This window comes from Lysinibacillus sp. HST-98, assembly GCF_016757845.1.
In the GTDB taxonomy this organism is placed as follows: domain Bacteria; phylum Bacillota; class Bacilli; order Bacillales_A; family Planococcaceae; genus Lysinibacillus; species Lysinibacillus capsici.
In genome coordinates, this window is the sequence record NZ_JAENHX010000005.1 from 70,525 (window position 1) to 95,667 (window position 25,143).

Consider the following 25,143-nt stretch of genomic DNA (forward strand, 5'->3'; position numbering starts at 1 on the left):
TATACAAATGTTTGTATATTTTAAAAGGAGAGTTAGTATGAATCGTAAAAAAATAAGTTTCATTATCTCTGCACTTATCATAGCAATTTTTATTGGTGTGGCATTAAAAAATGTTTTTTTCCAAGCATCTCTTACACCCTCTATGACTGTTTTGGAGGATGGCACCAAAAAAATTAATTATGAAACTGCTTTAACAAAGCTAGATCAATCTGCCACAACGTTTGAAGCATATAAGGGGAAAATAGTAGTAGTGAATTTTTGGGCGTCCTGGTGTGGACCTTGTCAACAGGAAGCACCTGAACTAGAGGCATTTTATCAACAAAAATCAAAGGATGTCGAGCTACTAGCCATCAATGCCACAGCTTATGATAGCTATAAGAAGGCGGCAGCGTTTAAGGATACCTATGATTTATCATTTCCTATCTTCCTAGACGAAGAGGGAGTACTACAGAAAACGTTTGAAGTGGTGAATTATCCTAGTACCTTTATCTTTGATGAAGAAGGGAAATTACAGCACAGCGTGAAAGGCGAACTCACTCAACAACAATTAACAAAATTGATTGATGATCTCTAAGAACAAAATAAGTTTTATGGACAATATAGTTAGAAAAATGAAACTTTTCACAAAATGATGCGTAGAAGTAGCTGAAGAAAAAAGGAAGGGGGCTCCTTTAATGCAACGGAAACACATGATTATTATCATCATTGCGTGGGTTGTAGAAATATCGTTGACGTATTGGGTTGCCACAATATTCTCTGTGCGATTTATCGAAGTGATGTTTTTCACGGGCATTGCCTTTACCTTAGGAACGTTTTACTTTTCGAGTAGCGGTGGAGCAATGTCGAGGCTTTATACATCCCAAGTGAGTGCACAAACAGGGATCATTCATGAGCGAGAACGGTTTAAGGTTAAACTTGGCCCCATATTTATAGCGTCACTGATATTTTTCCTTATTGGATTGGTATTCTTTATTTTACTTGTAACAGGCATTATTCCACCACAAAAGGTGTGAAAGTTATTGGCTTCTACCTGCAAAAAATCAAGAGGGCTAGGTGCTCATTTTGATTTTTTTGCGCTGTATAGAATTTGTAGAGTGCTATAGTATAAAATAGGCTTCAATAATTGTATTTTTACAATTAGAAAGGAATAAAAGAGTAACTATTATACTAGAATTACCCTTTATTATTAGTGATTTGTCGTGCAAAATATGTATATCTGTGGAGGTATACAATATGTTAAAGGAGCTATCAAACCGCAGTGCCCCAAAATCGAAACCAACAAAATAGAGAGAAGAGTAGACACCAAGAACCTGACGTTCAGTATAATGCTATGCTAGAAATTCAAACAATGGAAAGTAGCATTAAAAGATACATAACAGTGCATGGTGATCACTTGAATGCAGCTGAATATCATTCTTTACTGCAAATGATTAAGAGTTTAGAGGAATTGAAAACAGCGATTAAAGGTGTCTCATTAGATTAGGCACATTCTTTTATATTGGATGACCTGACAATACGGTTTGTCAGATCATCCTAGGAATTAATCCACCGATAATAAGTAAAAGTGAAGTTTTGACCATTCATTTCAAATGATTCTCCGCTTCTATCCAATTGTTTAAAGCCGTTTTTTTCTAATACTTTTTGAGAGGCTATATTGTTCGTCGTTGTTTGTGCCTCAATGAGGAGCATGCCTTGCTTGCGCATAAGGTCTAATACTAATTGTAAGGCTGTATGGGCAACCCCTTTCCCACTAAATTCTTTTCCCACTCGATAACCGATATGGCCTAATTGTTGATCCTTATCAATATCGATTACATTGATTCTTCCTATAATTTCTTCAAGTTCATTTTTTATTAGATAGAAATAGGATAGCTGTTGTGCTTGTTCCTCTAAAAGCATGTCATTTTTTCTTATGAAATTTGGTAATTCGTAATAGTCATCCCCTCGACTTGGGACTGTTTTTTCAAAATAGGCCCTATTTTTAACCTCAAATGCATATAAGTTTTCAAAATCTCCCTGTGTTAATTTTTCTAATCGAATTTTCATGGCATCTCCAATCAATTTTGATTTTTCTTTATTATACCTGTAGTCTAGGGCTAATCTCATCTATTTTTTGATTGTTCAGATTTTGTAGATGTGCGATTAGTACAGTGGTTGCGTTCATAGAACATACGTTAGTTATGATTGGAGCTGACCTAGGAGGTGAAATAGGCAAAAGTGAATAATGTGTTTTTTTGTACTGAGAGCATTGGGTCAGGGATTTGAAAACTGCTTTGCTTCTTTTAGCCATCTATTAAAAATATCCACTTCCTGTGGCGTTGCCTTCACTAGTTTTTCTGAATGACTTATTTGAAAAGTTTGGGACGCATGCACTTTTACCAAATGGATTTACGAGATTTCGATTTCCAACATCAAACGCTGACATTAGATGGAGAATGGCTATTTAGAGCACAGCCTGAGGCGTCTTCGTTTTAAAATGTGTGAATAAGTAGCATCCCAAAATCACGATGATTCCCCCAATGCCTTGCAGCCAGCTTAGCTGTTCACCGATAAATAAAAACGCGAGCAATGCTGTAAAAATGGGATTAAAGTTTAGAAAAATACCAGAGGTTGTAGCACCTAATTGTTGAACGCCAATATTCCAAAATACCATACAAACTACTGTAGAGATGACCCCTGTATAAAGAAGCGAAAGAATGAAAGTGGAGTCGATTTCAGAGAAGGTAAAATCATTGATCGTGAATGGGACTAGGATGAGCACCCCAAACAAACCTGCATACAATGTCGCCATTAATGGAGAGGTTGTTTGCATAGCCCACTTACTACATACAGAATAAAGTCCCCATACGCAAACGGCTGCCATCATCCATAAATCTCCTGTATTCAATTGGAAGTGCCATAACAGTTGCCAATCTCCTTTTGAAAGGACAAGAAAAACACCAATGAAAGAGAGTATCATGGCCAGAAGCTGCGAGCCATTTATTTTTTCTTTCAGAAAGGCGAAGGAAAAGAATGCGATGGACATGGTATTCATTGTAGAAATAAGACCAGCATTCGTGGATGTTGTCCGCTCCAACGCTAAAAATTGAAATATATTAAACAAGGCAACACCTGTAATGCCCATTAGGAATAATGGCACAAGAGCGGCCTTAGCAGGAATCAATTTCTTCTCTTTCCACCAAACGAACGGTAGCAGGACGATCACCGCGATCAGCCATCTGACCAACGTTAAGGTCATCGGTGAGGCATGAGCCACTAGCGTCTTAGCCACAACAAAATTGCCTCCCCAAAGTAAGCTCGTGACAAGCATTAAGCCCATATAAAATTTAACCACAGTATAGGTACACTCCTTTTACTTCTATGTATAATAAGAATCATAGCACTATAAGTGATTTGTCAGTATAATATTTTGTATAATTGAATTAATTTGAAATAATCGAAAGTTATTTAACAGATATCAAAATAATGTTTTGAAATCGTGTTAAAAACTTCCTTGTCTAAAAATAATCAAAAGAGGAGAAAACAATGGAGGATATAAAAAATAAAGGATTAGATAATGTGGATCTGCAAATCTTAGCGATTTTACAGCGAGAGGTTCAGATTAGCAATGCGGAACTAGCTAGACGGGTGAATTTGTCCCCACCAGCAACTCATACAAGAGTGAAACGTCTAGAAAATGAAGGCTATATTGATCAACAAGTTGCGATTTTAAATCAGGAAAAACTAGGATTTGATTTATTGTGCTATATTTTTATGAGCACGAATATTCATCAAGAAAAGCAAATAGAGGAATTAGAAAACCGCTTGAAAACAATGTCCGAAATTTTGGAATGTCATTGCTTAACAGGTGCCTATGATTATTTGTTAAAGGTCGTCATTCGAGACCGCCAAGACTTAGACCAATTCATCCGAAAATTAAATAAGCTTGGCGTTTCTAGAATTCAAACGAATTTATCCTTACGGGAAATTAAATATTCTACAGTGTTACCGATCGAAGAAAATAGCAAGCCTGAGTAAGGTAACTCAAGGAGGAAATCAATTGAATATTATTGTCAACAGTATCTTTGTACAAGATCAGGAAAAGGCACTAGCATTTTATACGGAAAAGCTAGGGTTTGTAAAAAAGGAGGATGTCCCAGTAGGAAAATATAGATGGCTAACGCTTGTGTCGCCTGATGATTTAGAGGGCACTGAGCTATTACTTGAGCCAGATGAGCATCCTGCAGCAAAGGACTATCAAAGGAAGATTTTCGCTGAAGGCATTCCAGCAACAATGTTTGGAGTTGCTGATTTAGAAAAGGAGTATAGTCGTTTACTGGAGAAAGGCGTTGAATTTACACTTAAGCCGACAAAAGCGGGAGAAGTCACAATAGCAGTTTTTCATGATACATGTGGCAACCTTATTCAGATTATACAAAGATAGTGTAGAAAAGCGTGTTTTGATAAAAAATATCAAAACACGCTTTTCTCATTACTCAGCCATTACCAAACCTTTATCATCGTTCAAAACGTTTAGATCTTCCTTTGGCTGTGCATTTACGGTCTGTTCTTTGGCTTCTGCTTCCTCGCTGGGCGGAGCTTCTTCCGACGAACAAGCAGATAAAAGGAATAGTAGCGCTATACTAAATGACAGGAATTTCTGCATGAGGCAAACCTCCATCAATCAATTGTTGATATGAATATTTTGCACATCTTTTTACAGAATATGTTGTGTATAGCTGCCATTAAAAATTTTTTTAAGCAACTGTATTACTAATTATTTTGCTAAAGCCATTATCATATGCATTATTAATCAGCTGCTGTATTGACTTCACTGCTTGCTCAGAGAAAATATACCAGTTATCGCCATCGAAATCATGGAGTAAATACTCAGGATAGCCTTGTAATAATTCCTCTGGGAAAGGTTGATTTAATGTATAGATATCATATTGTTGAACACTGTATTGATCATGGCTCATAAAATCAAATTGACCAAGCTTGTAATAAGATCCAGGAGTTTCTAGATTGAGGTGCCAATAATAATCTTTCGGAGCCTCTACTTTGTCGCCTTTCTTTTCTTGGAAAATATTGAAAAGCGCTTGGTGGTAGGCATTGCCTTTGATGTCCTGAACGACACCACCCATTGTCATATGGTATTCATAGCGTAATACCTTAATTTTTTCATCTTCAATTCGCAATGGTTCAGTCGTAATATTCACTGTGCCTTGATTGTAATGCACTTGACTGCCAAATGTTTCAGCAATAAAGCGGATTGGTACATAGGTGCGATTGTTTTTCATGTATGGTTGTACATCCAATTGCTCTTTTTCACCATTTTTAATGACTGTTCGGTTATTAAGATTCAATTTAACGGTTGCTTGATCCATCGAAAGGGTGATTTGTGAATCCTGCCAATGAACTTGTGCACCAAGATTTTCACTGATCACACGTAATGGCACCATTGTTCGATTGTTTTTTTGCTCAGGTGCTGTATCAGACTTTACCACAACATCGTCGATTTTGATTTGTGGAGTTGCGGCATCAGCAGGTGTTGCTACAAATAATGTAGATGTTAAAAATAGCCCTGTAAAAAATTTTTTCATGGTATATAACCTCCTTATATTTTCACATTTACCACCATCGGAAATTTTACCATAATATTCTTTAATATATAATAAAAATCTTACTATTTTTTCTCTAAATTCAATAACTGTTTTAATTATCAAATGTATAATGACACAAAGTCACCATTGCTAATAGCTACTTTTTGACAGCGTATAATCTGTATTTGTTCTCGAATACTAACGCTGAAAGGAGGTTATTGAATGAAGTTTTTGACATGGGGCATTGTTGGTGCGGCATTATTTGCTGTGATGAAAGGCTACGGGAAATCAAATCAAGGACAAAAGGATAGCTTTCAACAAACAACGACGCCTGTACAATTAGTCGCCAATGCGAATCCGCTGACAGCCAATACACCGAAACAGTAGAACAAAAGCTTATAGATTACTTTGATCTATAAGCTTACTATAATTTTACATAAATATCCTATCATTGGTATAATAGATTGTGAGAAAAGGGGTGTATAGATGCTTCATTTTACAAACTATCATGAAGATGATTTAGAAGAAATTTTGCAATTATTTTACGAAACCGTACATAGTGTAAACGCAAAAGATTATACACAGGCCCAATTGGAGGCTTGGGCACCGTTAGCCATACAGCCAGTTAAAGTAGCGACTTGGCAAAAGACTTTAAGAAATAATAAGACCTATGTCGCACGGAAGCATCAGCAAATTGTTGGCTTTGGGGATATGACAATGGAGGGCTATTTAGATCGACTTTATGTCCATAAGGATTTTCAAGGACAGGGGATTGCATCAGCCATCGTAGATTTACTAGAAGCAGACGCAAAAAAACTTGGTCTTACCCATATTTACACGGATGCTAGTCTTACAGCGAGACCATTTTTTGAACGGAAAGGATACCAAATCATGCAAACACAAACAGTCGAGCGACAGGGCATATCGTTAATGAACGTTAGCATGGTTAAATTATTTACTGATGAAAAGGACGGATGAAAAGGATGAATTATGTAAAGGGTTTTATCGTATTAATGATGTTATGTTTCATGCTTAGTGCCTGTGCACAAACAGAAAAGCCTTCTCATGAGAAACCAGATGTAGAAAGTATCACAGTTTCATTCGAACATCCAGAAACGAAGCAACCATATAAAATAGTACATGCTTATGAGCTTTTTCAAAACTATACGGAAAAGGTAGAAAGGGATCCAGATCGTTCACCATTGGATGTCTATCAAGAAGAGGTCATTGATCCAGTTTATAGTGCATGTTTTGAGAATGGTGAATATAAAAACATGGCTGAGACGGTGTTGAATATCACGCCCAAACAATTAAAAGAAAATCAGCTATTAAGCGAAAAAATTGATAGGGAAGCAACTGAAAAGAGTATCAAAGAGGGTCTATTCAAATCTTCTGAATTTCTTCCAACTAATAATGAAACAACGGTATGTGTGTTTCCAGCCACAGATGTTAACGCGAATATGGTAACGATAGGTGCAGGTAAAATAACAGCCCTCTATAATAAATATTATACCGATGAATCTATCAGGGCCATTATCGCTCATGAATATCATCATAGTGTTGCAACTGAAAACCGCCCACGTGGTGAAGATAAAGTGCTAGATCATCTCCTATTTGAAGGAAGGGCTGTGATGTTTGAAAAATTAGTTTATCCTGATTTGAACTTTACGCGAGTTGATTTAGATTACAACAAAGTCTACTGGGCAGATGTTGCAGCAGATTTGGATAAGCCTGATCTGAATCGTGCATTAGATATAATTAGAGGTGGAAATGATCTACCCTATCAATATGGATATAGTGAGGGCTATAAAATGGTAAAATCCTATCTTGATTTGCATCCCAATGTATCGATAGAGGAGTGGACCGCCTTAAGTCCGAAAGAAATTTTTGAGAAAGGCAACTATCTTGAAAACTATCAATAAACAAGTAAGCAACAGACCGAGTATCAAACGCGGTCTGTTGCTTCATTTAGGCATCGATGAATGGTTAAAATTGCTTGTAAATGCATCCCTTCATGAAAGATGGTGCGTAACAGTACTTGTTCAATGGTTTGCATACCCATATCAATAGGACGGAATTCCTCTGACAATCGGTGACCATACTGCTCCTTTAATTGGGCAGGCTGCTGAGCCAAATACATTTTTAACTCCTCAAAGGATGGCGTTTCGTCGTCAAAATGCTTTGGCGATGTACCAAACCCAAACCATTTCTTGAGAGCTTCTAGTTCTGTATTCTTTTCTTTTGTTAATGCCTCTATCCATAAATATTGATCGAGATAAACATGACCCATATTCCAGCGAATATTATTATGATATCCAGCTGGGATGATGTTCGCTTTTTCTTCTGACACATGCTCCAGTAAGTGAAGCAACTCGCCACGATAATTGGCTAGCTGCTGAAATAAATTTTCTTGACGTTGATTCAAATGTAACCCTCCTTTTTAATATTATTGGCTATAATCCTCCATTTTCCTGCAAAAAAAGAAGAACACTTTTTGTGTTCTTCTCCAAATTATCTACTTTGTGTCTGTAATGCTAAACGGACACCGAGACCGATATAAACGAAGCCAACTGTCTTTTCGAGCCAGCGTGAGCTACCGCCTGTTTTTGTAAAGATTTTTTCACCGATGAAGCTTGTAAGAACTGCGAGTAGGATTGTATATAAAGCACTCATCACGACAAATGTTATTCCGAGTGTTAGCAATTGGCTTGTGACAGACTGCTCGTTATGCTGAACAAATTGCGGTAGGAAGGCAAGGAAAAACAGGGCCGTCTTTGGATTGAGGATTTCTGCTAAGAAGCCTTGACGGAATGAAGTACTAGCAGGACTATGTTCAACAGTCGGTTGCTCAATTTTCTTTGGTTTTGTGAGGAGCATCTGAACACCTAAGTAAACAAGGTATGCCACACCAATATATTTCACCACTTCAAAGGCAGTGGCTGATTTCATTAAAATAGCAGAGAGTCCTAAAACAGCTGCTAATGTATGAACCAAGTCACCAAGACCGATACCTAAAGCTGTATAAATACCATTCTTTTTTCCGCTTTTTAATGTTTGCGTAATGGTAATAATAACCGCAGGACCGGGGATTAAAAATAATAAAAGAACTATTGCGATAAAAGATAACATGCGAAACCATCCTATTCTAATAAACTAATCATTCTAGGGTGAATGCATGAAATATTATATTCTAGCTATTGTGTGGCTGTCGATAAAGAAATATTGAAAAAATAATGAAAAATAATTCAGAAAACTAATGAATAATACTAATGAAATTTTATTACCTAGTACTAATATTTAGTGTTAGAATAAGATTATAAAAATACGTTGGAGGAATTCATATGTTAACAAGTCAACAATTACAAGCTATTTTGCCACACCGTTATCCATTTCTTTTGGTAGACCGTATTGTGGAGTTAGAAGAAGGCAAGCGTGCCGTGGGGTTGAAAAATGTAACGATTAATGAAGCGTTTTTTACAGGTCATTTCCCACAGTATCCTGTGATGCCAGGTGTGCTAATTGTTGAAGCATTAGCACAGGTTAGTGCAGTGATTATGCTGACAAAGGCTGGGAATGAGGGAAGATTAGGTTTATTGGCAGGAATTGATCATTGTCGCTTTAAAAAGCAAGTAAAGCCTGGTGATCAGCTACATCTACAGGTGGAGATTACGCGTGTGAAGGGCGCTGTCGGGAAAGGCAGAGGGATTGCAATGGTAGATGGAGAAATAGTTTGCGAGACGGATCTTGTTTTCGCTTTTGGATCTTAGAAAATGGAGGTTCACGGTTGAATTACACATTGATGCTTTTTATCGCCATCATGCAAATAGCGCTATTAGCGAATATTACGATTGCTAAAGGCTCTTGGGATGGGTAGATAATGTGGCTTTGTACGGTAAGTTTTTGTTTTCGCAACAGCTATTTTTGGATTAAGTAGAGCGCGGCAAAAAGACACTCAAAAATAAACGACTTTGCATCAATTCGTACTACACGGCTTTCTTTCCTTCATATAGTAAATGGAGTGAAAGTTTTAATATGAGAGGGTGAGGAGGTTTGAGGGTCGCTTTTATAGAACATAAAGAAAAACAGCTACAGCCAGAGCAAGCGTTGGCGCACAATTTCTGTGATCAATTTGTGCAAAAGATGCATAAAAATATATTGCATAAAAAGCTTGATAAGGATGTGTATCAGTCCTATTTTGTTATCCTTCAGCAACAATATACAAGGCAAGAGCTGCGATTTATTGTCTATCTGTTAAAGGTACAGGCAAATGAGATAATACGCATGAAGCCCATGTTTATTACCATGAGTGGTGTTATTTTATCCATGTTTACATTGCTTGCTACAGCCATGAATAGCAAACTCATGATCGGCATGTCGCTTGTCCAAATTGTTGCATTAGCCGTCTTGAGTTTTAATGTCGCCATTATATGGATTTCCCTTAAAATTGAAATCGAACATAAGCGGGTGCAGGCAGTGATTGCATTATTAGATTATTACGTAACAATTGTTTCCGAAGGGAGTGACCTTCATGCAAAAGACAGTTGAACAATTACATTATTGGCTTATAAAAGTACCAGAAGTATTTCGTGTGATGACGGAAGCGGAAATAACACAACGCCCTGCTCCAAAAAAATGGTCCAAAAAAGAAGTAATCGGTCATTTATGTGATTCGGCTATTGTCAATCTTGAACGATTTCTTCAAATGCAGAATGAAGCTTCACCCTATGTAGTGACTACATACGACCAAGTACAATGGGTCGCGTTACAGGGCTATCAGGAATTACCAATAGAAGATATTTTAATGTTGTGGACAAGCATCAACAAAAAAATCATGTATGTACTGGACCACCTTGCTGAAGAGACATTGGCCCAGCCATGTGTGTTAAATCAACAACAAAGAACGTTGAGATGGTTGATAGAGGAGTATATGCACCATCTGGCCCATCATATCCATCATCAAATTTTTAATGAATGAATGCGAAACATAAGCATTTTTTTAGGAAATCCTCAAATAATAAAGTACGAAAATAATTATTTGGGGACGTGAAAATGTGAAAAAGTTTTTATTGCTTTTACTACCACTTAGTCTAATCACGGTGTCGCTTTTTTATGTAAAAGTGAGTTCTTCTGAAAATAAAGGAAGAAAGTATTATGAGGAAGCAGGTCAAATACTTTGGGAAATTCAGACAGATGAAAAAATCATTGCCTTAACATTTGATGATGGGCCACATCGCAAATATACAGCGGAAATTCTTGATGTTTTAGACAAGTATAATGCAAAAGCAACCTTTTTTATTGTCGGTCAAAATGCAGAAAAAAATCCTGAGCTGATTACAAGAATGTATGACGAAGGACATGAATTGGCCAATCATACCTATACACACCCTTTAAGAACAAATGTTACCAATTTAATGAAAGAAATACAGCAAACAGATGAAGTGATTGCAGGGATTACTGGCTATCAGCCAACATTATTTAGGCCAGTTGAAGGACAATATACAGATGCAATGATTGATGCAATTGCAAAAAAAGGCTATAAGGTTGTTATGTGGTCTTGGCATTTAGATACGCTTGACTGGAAAAGCCCTGGTGTTCATCGCATCGTGAATACCGTTTTAAAGGGTGTGAAGGCAGGCAATATTGTCCTATTTCATGACGGTGGAGGAAACCGAGCGCAAACGGTTCAGGCAATGGAACAAATCATACCAGAGCTTGAAAAACAGGGCTATCAGTTTGTGACAGTTTCTGAATTATTAGAAATCCAAAGAAAAAATAAGAAAATGGAAAAAAAACAATAGTGTTGAAGCTGAAACGTCTTCAACACTTTTCTTTATGTAAAGGTTATTTAAGCATTTTTTTGATTTGTTTAAGCTCAGCAATTAAATAATCAATTTGTTTCTGCATATTATCTATTTTAACTGTTTGATTCCCATTTCCATTATTAGTTTGAGAAGAATCATTGTTCGCGTTTTGGAGCGCTTCTAATGCGAGTCCCGCTGCAATGGTTTGTAAACCATCCCCTAATGTTGAAATGGCTGTGCCAATATAGGATAGCTTAGCCACATAAATTTCTATGGATTCATTGCCTTGGCTCGGTTTATTATTTCTCCCCATTATTCTTCCTCCTTACATTTGTCATTACTTGCATCATATGTGACAACAAGTGAAAAGGCGATTCCAATGATCGTTGAATGATTCACTAAAAATGGTAAAATTAGCACAATCAACGGATTGGGGGACTAGTATTGACAAAACATGTAGAGCTGATTGAAATGAATAGTGAGCTGTTAGAGGGGAAGGGCAGCTATTGTTTACGAAGCAAGAAGAAAACAGAGGGCTATCAGAACAAAAACAAATGGCTTAATCAACAATTTGAAAAGGGCTTACATTACATACAAGTACTTGAAAATCAAAAACAAGTAGGTTTTATAGAATATATGGACGCGGAATACTCTTCAAGAGTTGTACATGCAGATGGCTATGTGGTGATTCATTGTTTATGGGTAAGTGCAGTGGGCAAGGGCTATGGTACACAATTACTGAAGAAATGCTTAAAGGATGCCAAGGAACGTAAGAAAAAGGGAGTGGTGGTCATTACGAATGGCCAAACTTCCTGGACGCCAAGCAATGATTTATTTTTACAGCACCAGTTTCAACATATGGCAACAGCGCTCGATGATTTTGAATTATGGGTCTTTCCATTTCATGAAAGCGTTGAACGGCCATACTTTCCTGATGATTGGCAGGAACGATTAAAGAGGTTTCCTCATTTAACGATTTTACGTTCCTTTCAATGTCCCTATGTAGACGTCGCCACGGAAAATATTCAATTAGCTGCCAAAAAATTAGGACTGATGCCCACGTTGGTGGATCTTCAAACGAGAGAAGAGCTGATGGAGAAATCACCGACACCATATGGTATTTTTTCAGTCGTTTATAAAGGACAATTGATTTCCTTTCATCGATTAACCGTGCATTCCGTATATAAAAAACTGCAAAAACTTATGGATAATTCCTGATAGGATGCAACTTTTTTGGACACTGGCACGTTATATTCTTATAGCATTTCTAGGATTCTTTGAGTTTTTTGTTGACTGCTACTAGGAAATGAGTAAAATTAAAAGGCAGTACCATAATATGCCTAAATTTAGTAGTATAAAGGTTGAATAGGTGCTGGAATGCTAGTTAGAATGAAGCATGATGGGACAAGGTCTGTCATGAAATTTTGACAGTCTTTTTCTTTTCGTCTTCTGGATAACCTGTTAAGATGGTAGTAGTGTGACAACAAGTTAGTGTAAATGAGAGTGGTGACAATCAAGATGGATGAACAGAAAAAAGAAAGTACAGAACAGCAGCAGGAGCCGATTCCAGCTGAAATAAAGCCGGCAGGACAATTTATACAACTGAAACCGTTTAAATTTATCATGCTAATGTTCTTTACAATTCTTATTACGGCAGGTTTAACAATATTTGCGTTAACCTTTGGTGATAAGAAAGTAGTAGAAGTGAAAGTTCCGATTGAACGAGAGGAATTTACAAAATTATATGAAGCATTTGATTTACTGAAAAATAACTATTACCAAGATATTGACGATGAAAAAGTGGTCGATGGTGCGATCAATGGTATGTTTGATGCATTAGGCGATCCTTATTCTGATTTCATGGTAAAGGAAGAAGCGGATCAATTTAATTCGGGCTTATCTTCGAGCTTCCAAGGAATTGGTGCAGAAATCCAAGAACGTAATGGTTATATTACAGTTGTGTCACCTATCAAAAATTCTCCTGCTGAAAAGGCAGGCTTATTACCAAAAGATATTATCTTAACAGTTGATGGGAAAAGTATTCAGGGCTTAAGTGCAACAGAGGCAGTTGCACTCATTCGGGGCGAAAAAGGAACACCCGTAAAACTAACGGTAAAACGTGGCGAAAATACGGAACCCATTCAAATGACGATTGTTCGTGATGACATCCCAGTCGAAACCGTTTATGGTGAAATGCTTGATGGCAATATTGCTCATATTCAAGTTACATCCTTTAGTGAACAAACAGCCCAAGAGCTTGAAAAGATCCTTACTGAGTATGAAGGCAAAGGAATGAAGGGCATTGTATTAGATTTACGTCAAAACCCTGGTGGCTACCTAAAGGCTGCAGTCGATATCTCTAATTTCTTTGTGCCAGAAGGAAAAGCGATTGTGCAGGTACAAGAAAAAGATGCGGAGCCTCAAATTACAAATGCCATTGCGGGTAAAAAATATAACCTACCGATTACGGTACTAGTTGATAGTGGTAGTGCTTCAGCCTCTGAGATATTAGCAGGAGCATTAAAAGAGTCAGTTGGTGCTAAAGTTGTCGGTGAAACATCATTCGGTAAAGGGACTGTCCAAAATGTTACACCATTAAAAGACGGCTCTAATTTGAAATTTACGACAGGTAAATGGTTAACACCGAATGGCAACTGGATTAATGAAAAAGGAATTGAGCCTGATGTCAAAGTTGCGTATCCATCCTATGCCTCTTTACCATACTTGAATGCCTCTTTAGAAATGAAGACAGGCCTACAATCTGACTCTGTGAAAGCAGCTGAGGAGATGCTTCAGGTGCTAGGGTATGAGCCTGGTGAAGTAGATGGGATCTTTGATGACAATACCGCACAGGCAGTAGAAAAACTACAAGCAGCGAACAACCTTGAAGAAACAGGCATTCTAACAGGTAATACAACGTATGCATTAATGGATGCGTTACGTGCAAAAATGAAAGCTGATGATCCTCAGTTACTAAAAGCGAAAGAGCTTCTTGTAGGAACAGCCGAAAAAACAGAGGAAACAACAAACTAACCATGTAGCTGTCGCAACAGTTGTCTTTCACGGCATCTGCGACAGCTTTTTTTATAGGAGGACCTAATATGAAAGATGTGTACCTATTTAGTGGCTTCTTAGGGAGTGGCAAAACATCCATGCTGACAGATGTCATTCGCCAGCTAAAAGAAAAGAATTTAAAGCCTGCTGTTATTATGAATGAGCTCGGGAAGCTACCATTTGACTCACAGGCAGTGGAAAAAGATATCCCGCTCAAGGAGATGCTAGAGGGCTGTATTTGCTGTTCAGGTGCTGAAAAAACAGAGGCACAAATTCAATCTCTTCTATTAGATAGTGATTTTGATGTGCTCATTATCGAAACAACAGGTGCAGCACATCCTGTAGAAGCTTTGGATGCCGTTTTTTCACCGCTTTTTGCAGATCAGCTCAATGTGAAAGGTATTATCACGGTGGCAGATTCTAAGCTCTGGCTACACCGTGATACGTTAACACCACAAGTGCGCTCTTTATTTCTAGAGCAGATTCGCCATGCACATCTATTATTAGCAAATAAAACAGACTTATTAACAGAGGCAGAGCAAGGTCAGGTTGTCTATGAACTGCAGGGCTTAAACCCCCATGCCTTTATATTGCAAACAACAAATGGACGTGTACCACTTAGCTTATTAGAGGGGCTGAAGGCAACGACACAGGTCGATAAAGCAGATATAGTTAAAGCACCAATAGCCTCAATGCAGCTAGGCTCTCGCTTAGTAGATTTCACAGATCAGGAATTTACACAGGAGCAGTTTGAAGATTGGGTGCGTGCATTACCTGAAACGATTTATCGTATGAAAGGCTATGTACCAATTAAGGGCATCAAAAACCCAATGTTGTTCCAATATGCTTATGGAATGGTGCAATGGCTCCCAGAATATCTAAAAATGCCAGCAAAACTTGTTATTATTGGAGAGAATGTCGTTTCTTTACCTGTTATTGGGACTAATTGAAGAATAAAGCAACCTGTGAATTTTGCACCTGAACAACCCGTGTAGCTTTACACAGGTTGTTTTATTTTTATGTAAATGAAATGTAATGATTTTGTAACACAATTGTAACATTAGACTAACATGAGGCTACGACACTAGCCATCTCTAGGGTGATGCCAAGACAGAAATGAAGCAAGGCGGTTAAAAAATGAGTGTATAAAACATACATTTTTTATTCATATTAGCTGTTTATTTTCTAAAATATTTACTAGTTTAGGAGGGGTGTCAACCCTCTTTCAAACGTAAGTATTTCATAGATTGGTTAAACCTGCTAAAAAATAACGCGAAAAAAACGTGGTTTTTCGCGCATTTTCTTCTTCGTTGGTGCAGTTAGCAGATGTTGGTAAGATTTTAATGAAATTCATCCCTTACGATTAGTGGCAGAGAAGGAGGAATTGCAAACATGAAAAAAACACTAACTGCAATTTGTGCAACATTTCTTTTAGCAGCTCCAATTCAAATAGCTTCTGCTGCTGCCAATACAACAGAGGGGAATTCCGTACAGCAATCAACAAACTGTAATGTTTATTATTATAAATGGTCAAACAACAATCATAAGTGGACGATTAAACTTCCGCAGGCATCTACACCATCTAATGAGACGCCAACAACAAATAATACAACACCAACAAAGCCAAATAATAATCAATCATCACAAAATGAAAAGCCAGCAACACCACCAACTACTTCAACACCATCAACAACAACTTCAGATGTGAACGCATTTGAACAAGAAGTAGTAAAATTAACAAACGCTGAGCGTACAAAAGCTGGTTTATCACCACTTCAAACAGATGCAAAATTAATGGCTGCAGCTCGTGAAAAATCACAAGATATGCAAACAAATAACTATTTCTCACATACGAGTCCAACATTTGGTTCACCATTTGATCGTATGAAAGCTTTAGGCATCGCTTATAAAGCTGCAGGTGAAAACATTGCTCAAGGTCAACGTTCACCACAAGAAGTAGTACAAGCATGGATGGATTCACCAGGACACCGTGCGAACATTTTAAACGGTAAATTTACACACATCGGTGTAGGTTATGTGAAATCAGGTAACTACTGGACACAACAATTTATCCAAAAATAATCATTTATGAATAGAAAGATGCTCTACAAGTCTTTAAAGGCTTATAGAGCATCTTTTTTTATTGAATTAATGGTAAAATTTGATGAGAAAGGGAGGATAGAATTGAAACAATATAGCATAGCAATGGCGATTTTCTCATTAGCAGTGTCGTTTTTAATAGGAAGCTGGCTCATCGCCACTAGTTTAAAAGAGCAGCCAAAGGAATCCGTGCAACACCAGCTATTGTCACAAGAAGAGGCAGCTGATTATTTAGGAATCAGTGTAGGGGAAGTGCTAAAATTAACAGAAGTGCCAGACGGATCTAATGGTTACATAAGTGAAATCCCTCATGTGAAGGTAGGGGACAAAGTATTTTATCCAAAGCAAGCCATTGATCGCTGGCTATTGGATATGGAATTAATCGTAGTACCTTAAGAAAAACACATAATCTATTTCTTTGGATGGGGGGCATCCCCTAATAAAAAAGAGCGCTCCCTCCAGCGAAAAACGGTCGATGAAATTTTTCTTTCTCTTTTCTAAATAGTAGTTTTTAAACTGTATTTTTTGGGAATTGATAAATAAGTAGTGGGTAAAAAGTAGGGAGAGGTGAGATGGATGAAAAAGCCGAATCTATTAAAGCAATTTTTTACAAAGGAAGAAAGACCACATACGATTGCGCTGGCAACAGCTCAAGACCATGGTTTATTTTCATATGCCATGTCCTTTGCCAAGTATCACCCCGATATGATGATTGTGTTTTCGGCAGAGGGCGAAATTATTTATGTCAATCAAGAAGCACTCTATGAACTATTACAAGATCGACCTAGTCATGCTGAAGATTTCAAGAAAATTCTGACTGATGCAGATTATAAACGATTAAAAAGAGCATTCAATCGAACATTACGAGGAAAGTCGGTCAAAATTGATATTGATAGACTACAGCATCAAGGGCAAAATCTAAGCCTCGTACTGACATTTATACCAATCAAAAATGACGACAATCAGGCGGAGGGGCTCTATTTAGTCATTGAAGATATGTCCACGTATTCAGCCATGAAGCATCAGTTAATGCTCCATGAGAAGCATTTAAATTACGCCCAGCATATTGCGGCAGTGGGGAGCTGGGAGTACTTTATTCAGCATGACAAACTGTTTTGCTCGGATAATTTTTATCATATTTTTGGCTTTGCACGTTCAGATAACGATGGCATCGATCATGTTTTCCAGTTCATTCATCCAGATGATTATGAAAGGACGTATGATGCATTTAATGATGCGCGAAAAGGGACTAATTTTGACAGTGACTTCCGAATTTATCACGGTAAAACCAATGAACTGCGTTTTCTACAGGCAGCCGCCGAAGTCATATGGAAGGATGACAAGCCCTTTAAGATGATTGGGGTTGTCAAAGACGAAACAGCTTTCAAACTACTTGAGAAAACACTAAATGATACATTAGCCAACTATCATTCTATCTTTGACAATTTAGATGCAGGGATTTGGATGCGCGATTCTATTCGTGGCAATATGCTGTTCGCCTCTAAAGGATTGGAAGGAATTCTTGGTATTCCATTAGCCAGGCTTTACGAAGACTCAGAAGTATGGATTAATATGATTCATCCTGCACATCGTGAGGAGGTATTAGCGTATACAGATCATCTCGCTTCAGGCAAAAGCTATCAAGTGATTTATCGTATCCTAACGGGGGAGAATCAGACAAAGTGGTTACTGGAACAGATTGTGCCCAGAGTAGATCAGGAGGGGGAGGTCAACCATATTTTCGGCTTAGTAACTGATATTACAAAGGAGATTGAACGAGAAAAGAAGCTTAATTATTTAGTGTATTATGATGAATTGACAGGTTTACCGAATCGGTTGAGCTTACATGATAAAGTTGATACCTTATGCTTAGCTGGCGAACCCTTCGCACTATTATATATTTCGATTAACCGCTTTCATATCTTAAATAATGCGCTAGGTACGAAAATCGGTGATGAGCTTCTGCGCACGGTGACCAACTACTTTTCAACACTAACAGATGATCACAGTTACATGGCACGTTTAGACAATCAGCATTTTATCATTGTCATGAAAAAATATGGGAGCAAGCAACATATTTACGCGCTGGCTAGCCGTTTACTGAAAACCTTTGATACACCTTTTTCGATAAAAGACTACCGCTTGCACCTATCTGCTAGCATTGGTATTGCTTTTTATCCAGAGGAGGGCTTATCGAGAAACATTTTATTAGAAAATGCATATTCAGCTTTATGCTATGCGCAACAGCAGGGAAGGAATCGTTTTCATATTTATGCTTTTACGGAGGATATTACTTCCTATAAGCAGTACGTGTTAGACCGAGATATGCGACAAGCCATGTTAAATGAGGAATTCGAATTATATTTCCAACCATTGGTGGAGCCGCAAAAGGGGATTATCAATGGTGCAGAAGCGTTAATTCGTTGGCATCATAAAGAATGGGGCCTTGTGTCACCTGGTGAATTTATTCCATTAGCGGAAGAAAACCATATGATTCATATCATTACAGATTGGGTGATTAAAAAAGCATGTGCGTTGTTACAGCACTGGAAGCAGCAAGGGCATGTGCTGCGAACAATTAGTATTAAGATATCGCCAATCCGCCTGATGAAAAAGGGCTTTATTCAGTTTGTCCAAGAGCAATTACAGGTAAATTCGATTGACGCGCATTATTTACAGTTCGAGATTAGCGAAAGCACCATCTTAAAAAATAGTACAAGTGTGATGACTGTTCTCGAAGAATTACAAGACATGGGTGTCAAAATTGCTATTGGTGATTTTGGAACAGGCTACTCATCCTTAGAATCATTGCGAACATTCCAACCAACGACACTCCATATCTATGAAGCGTTTATCCGTGAAATTCGTCATGATCGTCCGATTGAAAATGGACTTATTTCAGCAACGATTTATTTAGCCAAAATGCTTGGTATTCAGGTAGTGGCAAAAGGAGTTGAAAGTTACGAGCAATTTATCTTTTTAAAGCAGCAAGAATGTGATTATTTGCAAGGTAGTATTTATACGAAGGCTGTTCCCGCGAAAGCCTTTGAAAAAATGCTGACACAAGGCATTTTAACACCACAAAAAGCCATTGTTCATAAAAAACCTGTGGTGGAGCGACGCAAATATTATCGTTTTCAATTCCCGGCCTATGTGAAGGGCTTCATGACAATTATTGAAATGAATGAACAAAAGCTTAACATTGGTCATACCCCGATCGTCATCGAAAATATTAGCTTAGGCGGTATGAAGATTCGCTCTTCTTTGAAGCTACCCGTTAATCAAACGATGAAATTTAAATTTAGCTTTATTTTGATGAATCAATCATTTAACCTAGAGGGTACATTTAGATGGACCTTAGAAGAAAAATATCAAATCTACTCTTATGGGGTCGCCTTCAATTTGACGCAGGAGGATGAAGGGAAATTAGCCCCGATTATCAATCGAATGACAGCCTTGCATAATCAACATGAAAAAATAGAGGGAACGCCCTTTATGTATGAGGATATTGAAGCTTATTTTAAAAAATAGCTGATCATGAAGATGCCCAAATGTTCTAGAGGGCATCTTTTTCATGGCGTGGAATCACACGAACTAAGCGTTTGAAATACACGAAAAATGCCTATACTCTCCAGTAGAGGAGGCGTTTTATGGATAAAGTGGAGTATATGATGAAAAGCCTACAAAAAGCATTCTACCATTCCTCGGATTTGACCGTCAGACAAATAGATTGGCATGAAGGGGACACGGCTATTTTATGCTTTTACGCTTCTCTTGTTGATGCGAAGGAAGTACAAAAAATACTGGATACGATTTATGCACGTTTAGATACAGAAAAACCTTTTTGGAGTGAAACCTTACTTACAACACTCGAAAATTTTGCGCTACCGCAAGCGATTGAACGGGTTTGCCAAGGTGAAACGCTCGTGATTTTACCTGACACGGGAAAAATGCTAACGTTAGCGATTACCAATGAAGTTCGTCGTAACCTTGAGGAGCCGAACAATGAACATATCCTGCGGGGCTCCCATGAAGGTCTTGTGGAGCGAGCGGATACCAATTTAACGTTGATCCGAAAGCGAGTGAATAATCCCGCTCTTGTGGTCAAATCTTTTACAATTGGACAACAAACTAACACAAAAGCTTATTATCTCTATATGGATGGAGTCATACAGCCTGAGACCTTACAAGAGATGGAAAAGCGGATTGCGGACATTAAAATCGACTATTTTTATAGTATTGGCCAGTTAAGTGATGTACTAGAGGATTCCGTGTTATCGCCGTTTCCGCAATTGTTAAATACAGAGCATCCAGATCGTGTGGTAGCCCATTTAGTGGAGGGTAAAGTTGTGGTCATGACCAATATTTCGCCGTCTGCCTTGATTGGCCCTGTGACATTTTTCTCTTTCTATCAAACACCTGATGACTATAATAGTCGGGTAATGGTTGGCTCTTTTTATAAAATCGTGCGTTTACTGTCGTTTGTAACGGCAGTTTTTTTACCAGCATTTTATATTGCTGTGATTAGCTTTCACTTTGAGGTATTACCTTTAGAATTAAGTAATCAAGTGAAAAATGATGTTAATGATATACCTTATCGACCGTTAATTGAAGCGCTGATCCTTGAGATTATTATGGAGCTCATTCGAGAATCAAGTATTCGTTTACCACAATCAGTAGGGCAAACGATTGGGATCGTAGGGGGATTAGTGATAGGAGATGCCATTGTAAGTGCGGGACTCGTGTCAAACTTAATGGTCATTGTTGTCGCCTTAACGGCCATTTCAAGCTATGTTGTTCCGTCTGTTGAATTGAATAGCACGATTCGCATGCTCCGTTTTCCGTTTATGCTACTTGCCTCATTATTTGGGTTTTTAGGCATTGTGGTAGGGGTTGTCATCCTATTAATTCATTTAATTAGTTTAACGTCATTGAAACAGCCGTATTTTTCACCTATCGTACCTTTTCAACCGAGAGCTGTTTATAAAATTTTTTTACGCTGGCCCTTTATTAGACCGACAGTCCAAGTTACTTCCTTTCAACCACCGAAGGATGAAAAGGGAAAAAATGAGGATACACCATGAATTTTTCTCTATCAAAGGCACAATTTTTTTTACTACTTTTTATCATTCAGACAGGTGTTGTCTACATTGCCTTTCAAACACCGTTAATCATATACAGCCAACATAGTGCATGGTTTGTATTCATCCTTGCAAGTATCTTCCATTATGGCTTGCTGTTATTTTTTGAACGCTATTATCAATTTTTCTTTTTAAATGGGTTCTTTCGCTGGGTCTATCTTATCTATTGGTTATTAATAACAGCTGTATTAATTGCCTATATGGGGTATGTTCTGGCATCTTGGGTCTTGCCCCAAACACCTGAATGGATTGTTGTCATGATGATTGTAGGGCTATCTTTGTATGCCAATTTAGTTAGACCAGAAACCATTATCAATATTGGTGTCATGCTAATCCCTATCATTTTCCTCTTTGTCATTTTTTTAATGCTAGCTGTTCCAGATTTAACGTGGAGTAATCTTTTCCCCGTTGAGTGGAACAATACTAAGCAAATCATGGCGGGCATGATTCATAGCATGTACGCTTATTTGGGGATTGAAATGTACCTCCTTTATCGTCCATTTCTCAAACAGGATTTACAGGTAAAGGGAAAGCCATTATTGGTTTACCAACTCGTTATTTTTATCTTTTATTTTATTTCGGTTGTCTTTACACAAATGTTCTTTGCTTTGGAGGAGGTTCAACTAATACCAGAGCCTATTATGTATATTTTAAAATCACAGGAAGTGAATTTTGTAAAACGGCTGGATATTTTTTTCATCTATATTTGGCTTTCTTGGTCCATTGTTACGGTTATGATCTACGGTTTGTCCTTTCGTGTGCTTTATTTGTCAAAAAAACGGAAGCATCCGAAACGAAGTATTGTTTTTTTTCATCTTCTCTTAGCCATCCTGCCGCTATTTGTCATGCAATTTCAGCGCATTGAGTTTATCAAAAATTCTATACACTACGTACTCATAGTGTTTACAATTCTACTACCAATGATGATAATTTGTTGGAATAAATGGAGGGGAAAACGTGTATCGTAAAGGGATTATGCTCCTCTTGTCTATGTTACTTGTAGCTGGTTGTTGGGATGAACGACTTTATAAAAACGCTTCCGTTGTGACGCTCGTTGGGGTGGACGGATATGTGGGGGCATACAAGGGATATTATGCCTATCCGAATACAGCAGCTCAGCAAAATGAAGTGATTGTAGCGGACGGTATTTCACCAAGAGATGTACGGAATCAAGCCAATTTAAAAGTAGAACAAACACTTGATTTATCTGAGCTATCGACCATCCTTGTATCGGATCAAACGGTAAGAGAGCCTCTTTATGATATTTTGGATATTTATTTTCGTGATCCCCAAAACCCGATTTCGATAAAAATAGCTGTAACTGAAGGGGATGTCAAGCCGTTTATTGAGCTAACAAAGGATTTAGCAGGGGGGGCAGGAGGCTATTATGAACGTTTTATGGAAAGCACAGAGGAAAATACAATTTTTCCGAAATTAGATTTACAGACGGTTGGCTCCATGCTATTTGAACAGACAATTGATATTGCACTACCTTATATTCAGTTAAGTGAGGATAAAAAGCATGCTGTTGCGGCAGGCGTTGCTTTGTTCTCAGGTCAAACGTTTACGGGTACAGTATTAACACCAAAACAATCGCTCATGATGCTTCTCTTAATGAATCAACCTAGCAAACAAGCACGGATGAGCTATATGTGGAAACATGATGGAAAAGCAATGCCAATAACGGCTGATGTCATTCATATCAAGCGTCAATGGAGGGTGAATGAGGAATTAAAAAGAATAGACATGGATTATCTCATCGAGGTAGAAATTGAGGAATTTGCACATGACCATTTATATAAAGACCCCATTTTCAAGGAGGTTCAGCAGTTGATTCAAGACCATGTGCAGGCAGAGTTTGAGGAGGTTTTGCGAATTCTTCAAGTTCAGCAATCGGATATGTTGGGGATTGGTCGATATATTCGTGCCTATCACCCCAAGATGTTTCAGAAGGATTGGCATGCTATCTATGCATCCTTACAGCTAGTGCCGTCTGTTCAAGTGAAAATCATTCGTACAGGTGTTTTACGCTAAAAAATCGCCTTTCTCAAGTTAGAGAAAAGCGATTTTTTGTCGTTAAACAGTGACTCTTTTTTGAACAACCAACAGACGGATTAAAAGAGTAACTGCGCCCATTGTTAATCCTGCCACAAGACCAATCCAATAGCCAAATGGGCCGAAATCCGTATGTGTGGCAAGGGTATACCCAACTGGTAAGCCAATCACCCAATAAGATATAATGGCCATGATAAACGTAATCATGACATCTTTATAGCCCCTCAATGCACCTTGTACGGGTGCTTGTATCGCATCAGAAAGCTGGAAAATGGCTGCGTAGACTAAAAATTGGACGGCATACTCAAGTACCAGCTGATCTGTCGTATACATATGTGCTACAGGTTCACGTAAAATAAACAAGATGCAAGCTGATATAAAGCTAAACAAAATGGCTGTGGCGACACATAGATAACTATACATACGAGCATCTCGCATGCGACCAGCGCCGATCTCAAAACCTACTAATATTGTGACACCCATAGAAATACTGAGCGGAACCATGTATAACAGAGAAGTGAAATTGATGGCAATCTGATGGGCTGCGATGATTTCTGTGCTAAAATTACTCATCATCATGGTCACAGCAGAAAATATACTCGTTTCTGCAAATAGGGAAATACCAATTGGTACCCCAATCAATAAAATTTCCTTCCATCGAAGCCATTCAAGCTTAGGCCAATCATGAAACAGGCGGAATCGTTCGAACGGTACTCGTTTAGCGATGATCCATACAGTAATCATGAATATTAGCCAGTACGTAATTGCTGTCGCTACACCAGCCCCGATGCCGCCAAGCTTAGGTGCACCGAATTTGCCGAAAATAAAGATATAGTTCAGCATGATATTAATGGGCGTTGTCATTAAGGTAATGATCATCGTGACCCGTGTCTGACCAAGAGCGTCAATAAAGCAACGCATCACAAAAAATAAGAAAAGTGGCAAAAGACCAGCACACATCGCATAGATGTAGCCTTTTGCAATGTTATGTACAGCAGATTCTAAGTTCATCTTACTAAGTATCCAATCAATGCCAAAGAAGAGTCCTGTAAAAATAAGGACCGCTAGCAATATCGCGACATAAATGCCTTGCTGGACTGCCTTTTTTGCATCCATCTCTTTTTTCGCTCCCACAAGCTGTGAGACAATTGGGGTAATAGCTAGGAGTATACCAGAAAGTCCAGTATAAATCGGCATCCATATAGAGGAACCAATCGAAACACCTGCTAAATCAACCGTCCCGTAACGACTGGACATTAAAATATCAAAAAATGAAATAAGATAAATAGCTACCTGTGTCACTAAAATAGGGACAATCATTTTTAAGAGTAGCGCATATTTTTCCTTAATTGTGGATGTTTGATACATATTTTCTACTTCCTTCATGAACATAATGAACAAGTATAGCAT

29 protein-coding genes are annotated in these 25,143 nt (G+C 38.0%); 21 read left to right on the forward strand and 8 right to left on the reverse strand.

Annotated features, from left to right (window positions below; all coding sequences use genetic code 11):
- Positions 1-37 precede the first annotated feature (37 nt).
- The 3 genes from JIN86_RS13215 to JIN86_RS13225 all read left to right on the forward strand — a co-directional run bounded on the left by JIN86_RS13215 (position 38) and on the right by JIN86_RS13225 (position 1,483).
- Entirely contained in the window at positions 38-574 is a 537-nt protein-coding gene (locus tag JIN86_RS13215) for a TlpA family protein disulfide reductase (RefSeq protein WP_202342133.1), read from the forward strand.
- 100 nt (positions 575-674) lie between these two features.
- Positions 675-1,013: a hypothetical protein gene (locus JIN86_RS13220; protein WP_004230178.1), complete on the forward strand. Its 339-nt coding sequence runs from the start codon at positions 675-677 to the stop codon at positions 1,011-1,013.
- A 245-nt stretch (positions 1,014-1,258) separates the two neighbouring features.
- Entirely contained in the window at positions 1,259-1,483 is a 225-nt protein-coding gene (locus JIN86_RS13225; protein ID WP_004230176.1) for a hypothetical protein, read from the forward strand.
- A 50-nt stretch (positions 1,484-1,533) separates the two neighbouring features.
- Here the strand turns inward: JIN86_RS13225 and JIN86_RS13230 are convergent, their stop codons facing one another.
- Both JIN86_RS13230 and JIN86_RS13235 read right to left on the reverse strand, forming a co-directional pair.
- A complete protein-coding gene (locus JIN86_RS13230; protein ID WP_202342134.1) occupies positions 1,534-2,046 on the reverse strand; it encodes a GNAT family N-acetyltransferase in 513 nt (170 codons plus the stop codon).
- Between the two features lie 397 nt (positions 2,047-2,443).
- Complete coding sequence (locus tag JIN86_RS13235) at positions 2,444-3,319, reverse strand: DMT family transporter (RefSeq protein ID WP_237497287.1); 876 nt, start codon at positions 3,317-3,319, stop codon at positions 2,444-2,446.
- 206 nt (positions 3,320-3,525) lie between these two features.
- Between JIN86_RS13235 and JIN86_RS13240 the strand changes: the two genes are divergently transcribed.
- Both JIN86_RS13240 and JIN86_RS13245 read left to right on the forward strand, forming a co-directional pair.
- Positions 3,526-4,017: an Lrp/AsnC family transcriptional regulator gene (locus JIN86_RS13240; protein ID WP_004230168.1), complete on the forward strand. Its 492-nt coding sequence runs from the start codon at positions 3,526-3,528 to the stop codon at positions 4,015-4,017.
- A 22-nt stretch (positions 4,018-4,039) separates the two neighbouring features.
- Complete coding sequence (locus JIN86_RS13245; RefSeq protein ID WP_004230167.1) at positions 4,040-4,423, forward strand: VOC family protein; 384 nt, start codon at positions 4,040-4,042, stop codon at positions 4,421-4,423.
- A 48-nt stretch (positions 4,424-4,471) separates the two neighbouring features.
- Here the strand turns inward: JIN86_RS13245 and JIN86_RS13250 are convergent, their stop codons facing one another.
- Together JIN86_RS13250 and JIN86_RS13255 are read right to left on the reverse strand one after the other, a co-directional pair.
- Positions 4,472-4,645 carry a hypothetical protein gene (locus JIN86_RS13250; protein WP_004230166.1) on the reverse strand — a complete coding sequence of 58 codons (174 nt, stop codon included), beginning with the start codon at positions 4,643-4,645 and terminating at the stop codon, positions 4,472-4,474.
- A 91-nt stretch (positions 4,646-4,736) separates the two neighbouring features.
- Positions 4,737-5,582 (reverse strand): copper amine oxidase N-terminal domain-containing protein, encoded by an 846-nt coding sequence (locus JIN86_RS13255; RefSeq protein ID WP_004230165.1) that lies wholly within the window; start codon positions 5,580-5,582, stop codon positions 4,737-4,739.
- A 222-nt stretch (positions 5,583-5,804) separates the two neighbouring features.
- Here JIN86_RS13255 and JIN86_RS13260 point away from each other — a divergent pair, with 222 nt between their 5' ends.
- From JIN86_RS13260 to JIN86_RS13270, 3 genes are all read left to right on the forward strand, one after another.
- A complete protein-coding gene (locus JIN86_RS13260) occupies positions 5,805-5,969 on the forward strand; it encodes a hypothetical protein (protein WP_004230164.1) in 165 nt (54 codons plus the stop codon).
- 99 nt (positions 5,970-6,068) lie between these two features.
- On the forward strand, positions 6,069-6,560 hold the full coding sequence (locus tag JIN86_RS13265; RefSeq protein WP_202342135.1) for a GNAT family N-acetyltransferase: 492 nt from the start codon (positions 6,069-6,071) through the stop codon (positions 6,558-6,560).
- Between the two features lie 5 nt (positions 6,561-6,565).
- On the forward strand, positions 6,566-7,504 hold the full coding sequence (locus JIN86_RS13270) for a DUF2268 domain-containing putative Zn-dependent protease (RefSeq protein WP_202342136.1): 939 nt from the start codon (positions 6,566-6,568) through the stop codon (positions 7,502-7,504).
- Positions 7,505-7,527: 23 nt separating this feature from the next.
- Here JIN86_RS13270 and JIN86_RS13275 read toward each other — a convergent pair whose 3' ends face one another.
- Both JIN86_RS13275 and JIN86_RS13280 read right to left on the reverse strand, forming a co-directional pair.
- A complete protein-coding gene (locus tag JIN86_RS13275; protein WP_202342137.1) occupies positions 7,528-8,007 on the reverse strand; it encodes a DinB family protein in 480 nt (159 codons plus the stop codon).
- A gap of 86 nt (positions 8,008-8,093) precedes the next feature.
- Positions 8,094-8,711, reverse strand: a complete 618-nt coding sequence (locus tag JIN86_RS13280; RefSeq protein ID WP_009371318.1) for a LysE family translocator — start codon at positions 8,709-8,711, stop codon at positions 8,094-8,096.
- 212 nt (positions 8,712-8,923) lie between these two features.
- Between JIN86_RS13280 and fabZ the strand changes: the two genes are divergently transcribed.
- The 4 genes from fabZ (at position 8,924) to JIN86_RS13300 (ending at position 11,380) form a co-directional block, all read left to right on the forward strand.
- A complete protein-coding gene (gene fabZ, locus JIN86_RS13285) occupies positions 8,924-9,349 on the forward strand; it encodes a 3-hydroxyacyl-ACP dehydratase FabZ (RefSeq protein WP_202342138.1) in 426 nt (141 codons plus the stop codon).
- A gap of 283 nt (positions 9,350-9,632) precedes the next feature.
- The gene (locus JIN86_RS13290; RefSeq protein ID WP_202342139.1) at positions 9,633-10,127 is read left to right on the forward strand and encodes a hydroxymyristoyl-ACP dehydratase; all 495 of its coding nucleotides are present in this window, start codon (positions 9,633-9,635) and stop codon (positions 10,125-10,127) included.
- Entirely contained in the window at positions 10,111-10,557 is a 447-nt protein-coding gene (locus JIN86_RS13295) for a DinB family protein (RefSeq protein ID WP_202342140.1), read from the forward strand. The genes JIN86_RS13290 and JIN86_RS13295 overlap by 17 nt, the downstream gene beginning before the upstream one ends.
- Positions 10,558-10,633: 76 nt before the next feature.
- The gene (locus tag JIN86_RS13300) at positions 10,634-11,380 is read left to right on the forward strand and encodes a polysaccharide deacetylase family protein (RefSeq protein ID WP_202342141.1); all 747 of its coding nucleotides are present in this window, start codon (positions 10,634-10,636) and stop codon (positions 11,378-11,380) included.
- Positions 11,381-11,423: 43 nt separating this feature from the next.
- Here the strand turns inward: JIN86_RS13300 and JIN86_RS13305 are convergent, their stop codons facing one another.
- Positions 11,424-11,696, reverse strand: a complete 273-nt coding sequence (locus JIN86_RS13305; protein ID WP_009371322.1) for a hypothetical protein — start codon at positions 11,694-11,696, stop codon at positions 11,424-11,426.
- A 131-nt stretch (positions 11,697-11,827) separates the two neighbouring features.
- On the opposite strand from JIN86_RS13305, the gene JIN86_RS13310 reads away from it, so the two are divergent.
- The 9 genes from JIN86_RS13310 (at position 11,828) to JIN86_RS13350 (ending at position 23,712) form a co-directional block, all read left to right on the forward strand.
- Complete coding sequence (locus JIN86_RS13310) at positions 11,828-12,601, forward strand: GNAT family N-acetyltransferase (RefSeq protein ID WP_202342142.1); 774 nt, start codon at positions 11,828-11,830, stop codon at positions 12,599-12,601.
- 300 nt (positions 12,602-12,901) lie between these two features.
- The gene (locus JIN86_RS13315; RefSeq protein ID WP_009371323.1) at positions 12,902-14,416 is read left to right on the forward strand and encodes a lmo1851 family serine protease; all 1,515 of its coding nucleotides are present in this window, start codon (positions 12,902-12,904) and stop codon (positions 14,414-14,416) included.
- Positions 14,417-14,484: 68 nt separating this feature from the next.
- Positions 14,485-15,387, forward strand: a complete 903-nt coding sequence (locus tag JIN86_RS13320; protein ID WP_004230148.1) for a CobW family GTP-binding protein — start codon at positions 14,485-14,487, stop codon at positions 15,385-15,387.
- Positions 15,388-15,829: 442 nt separating this feature from the next.
- Entirely contained in the window at positions 15,830-16,519 is a 690-nt protein-coding gene (locus JIN86_RS13325) for a CAP domain-containing protein (RefSeq protein WP_004230146.1), read from the forward strand.
- Between the two features lie 102 nt (positions 16,520-16,621).
- A complete protein-coding gene (locus JIN86_RS13330; protein WP_004230144.1) occupies positions 16,622-16,933 on the forward strand; it encodes a helix-turn-helix domain-containing protein in 312 nt (103 codons plus the stop codon).
- A gap of 180 nt (positions 16,934-17,113) precedes the next feature.
- Positions 17,114-20,068 carry an EAL domain-containing protein gene (locus JIN86_RS13335; protein ID WP_202342143.1) on the forward strand — a complete coding sequence of 985 codons (2,955 nt, stop codon included), beginning with the start codon at positions 17,114-17,116 and terminating at the stop codon, positions 20,066-20,068.
- Positions 20,069-20,187: 119 nt separating this feature from the next.
- Positions 20,188-21,621: a spore germination protein gene (locus tag JIN86_RS13340; RefSeq protein ID WP_202342144.1), complete on the forward strand. Its 1,434-nt coding sequence runs from the start codon at positions 20,188-20,190 to the stop codon at positions 21,619-21,621.
- Positions 21,618-22,646 (forward strand): GerAB/ArcD/ProY family transporter, encoded by a 1,029-nt coding sequence (locus JIN86_RS13345; RefSeq protein WP_202342145.1) that lies wholly within the window; start codon positions 21,618-21,620, stop codon positions 22,644-22,646. The genes JIN86_RS13340 and JIN86_RS13345 overlap by 4 nt, the downstream gene beginning before the upstream one ends.
- Positions 22,636-23,712: a Ger(x)C family spore germination protein gene (locus JIN86_RS13350; protein WP_202342146.1), complete on the forward strand. Its 1,077-nt coding sequence runs from the start codon at positions 22,636-22,638 to the stop codon at positions 23,710-23,712. The genes JIN86_RS13345 and JIN86_RS13350 overlap by 11 nt, the downstream gene beginning before the upstream one ends.
- 42 nt (positions 23,713-23,754) lie before the next feature.
- Here the strand turns inward: JIN86_RS13350 and JIN86_RS13355 are convergent, their stop codons facing one another.
- Positions 23,755-25,101: an MATE family efflux transporter gene (locus JIN86_RS13355; protein ID WP_202342147.1), complete on the reverse strand. Its 1,347-nt coding sequence runs from the start codon at positions 25,099-25,101 to the stop codon at positions 23,755-23,757.
- Positions 25,102-25,143 lie beyond the last annotated feature (42 nt).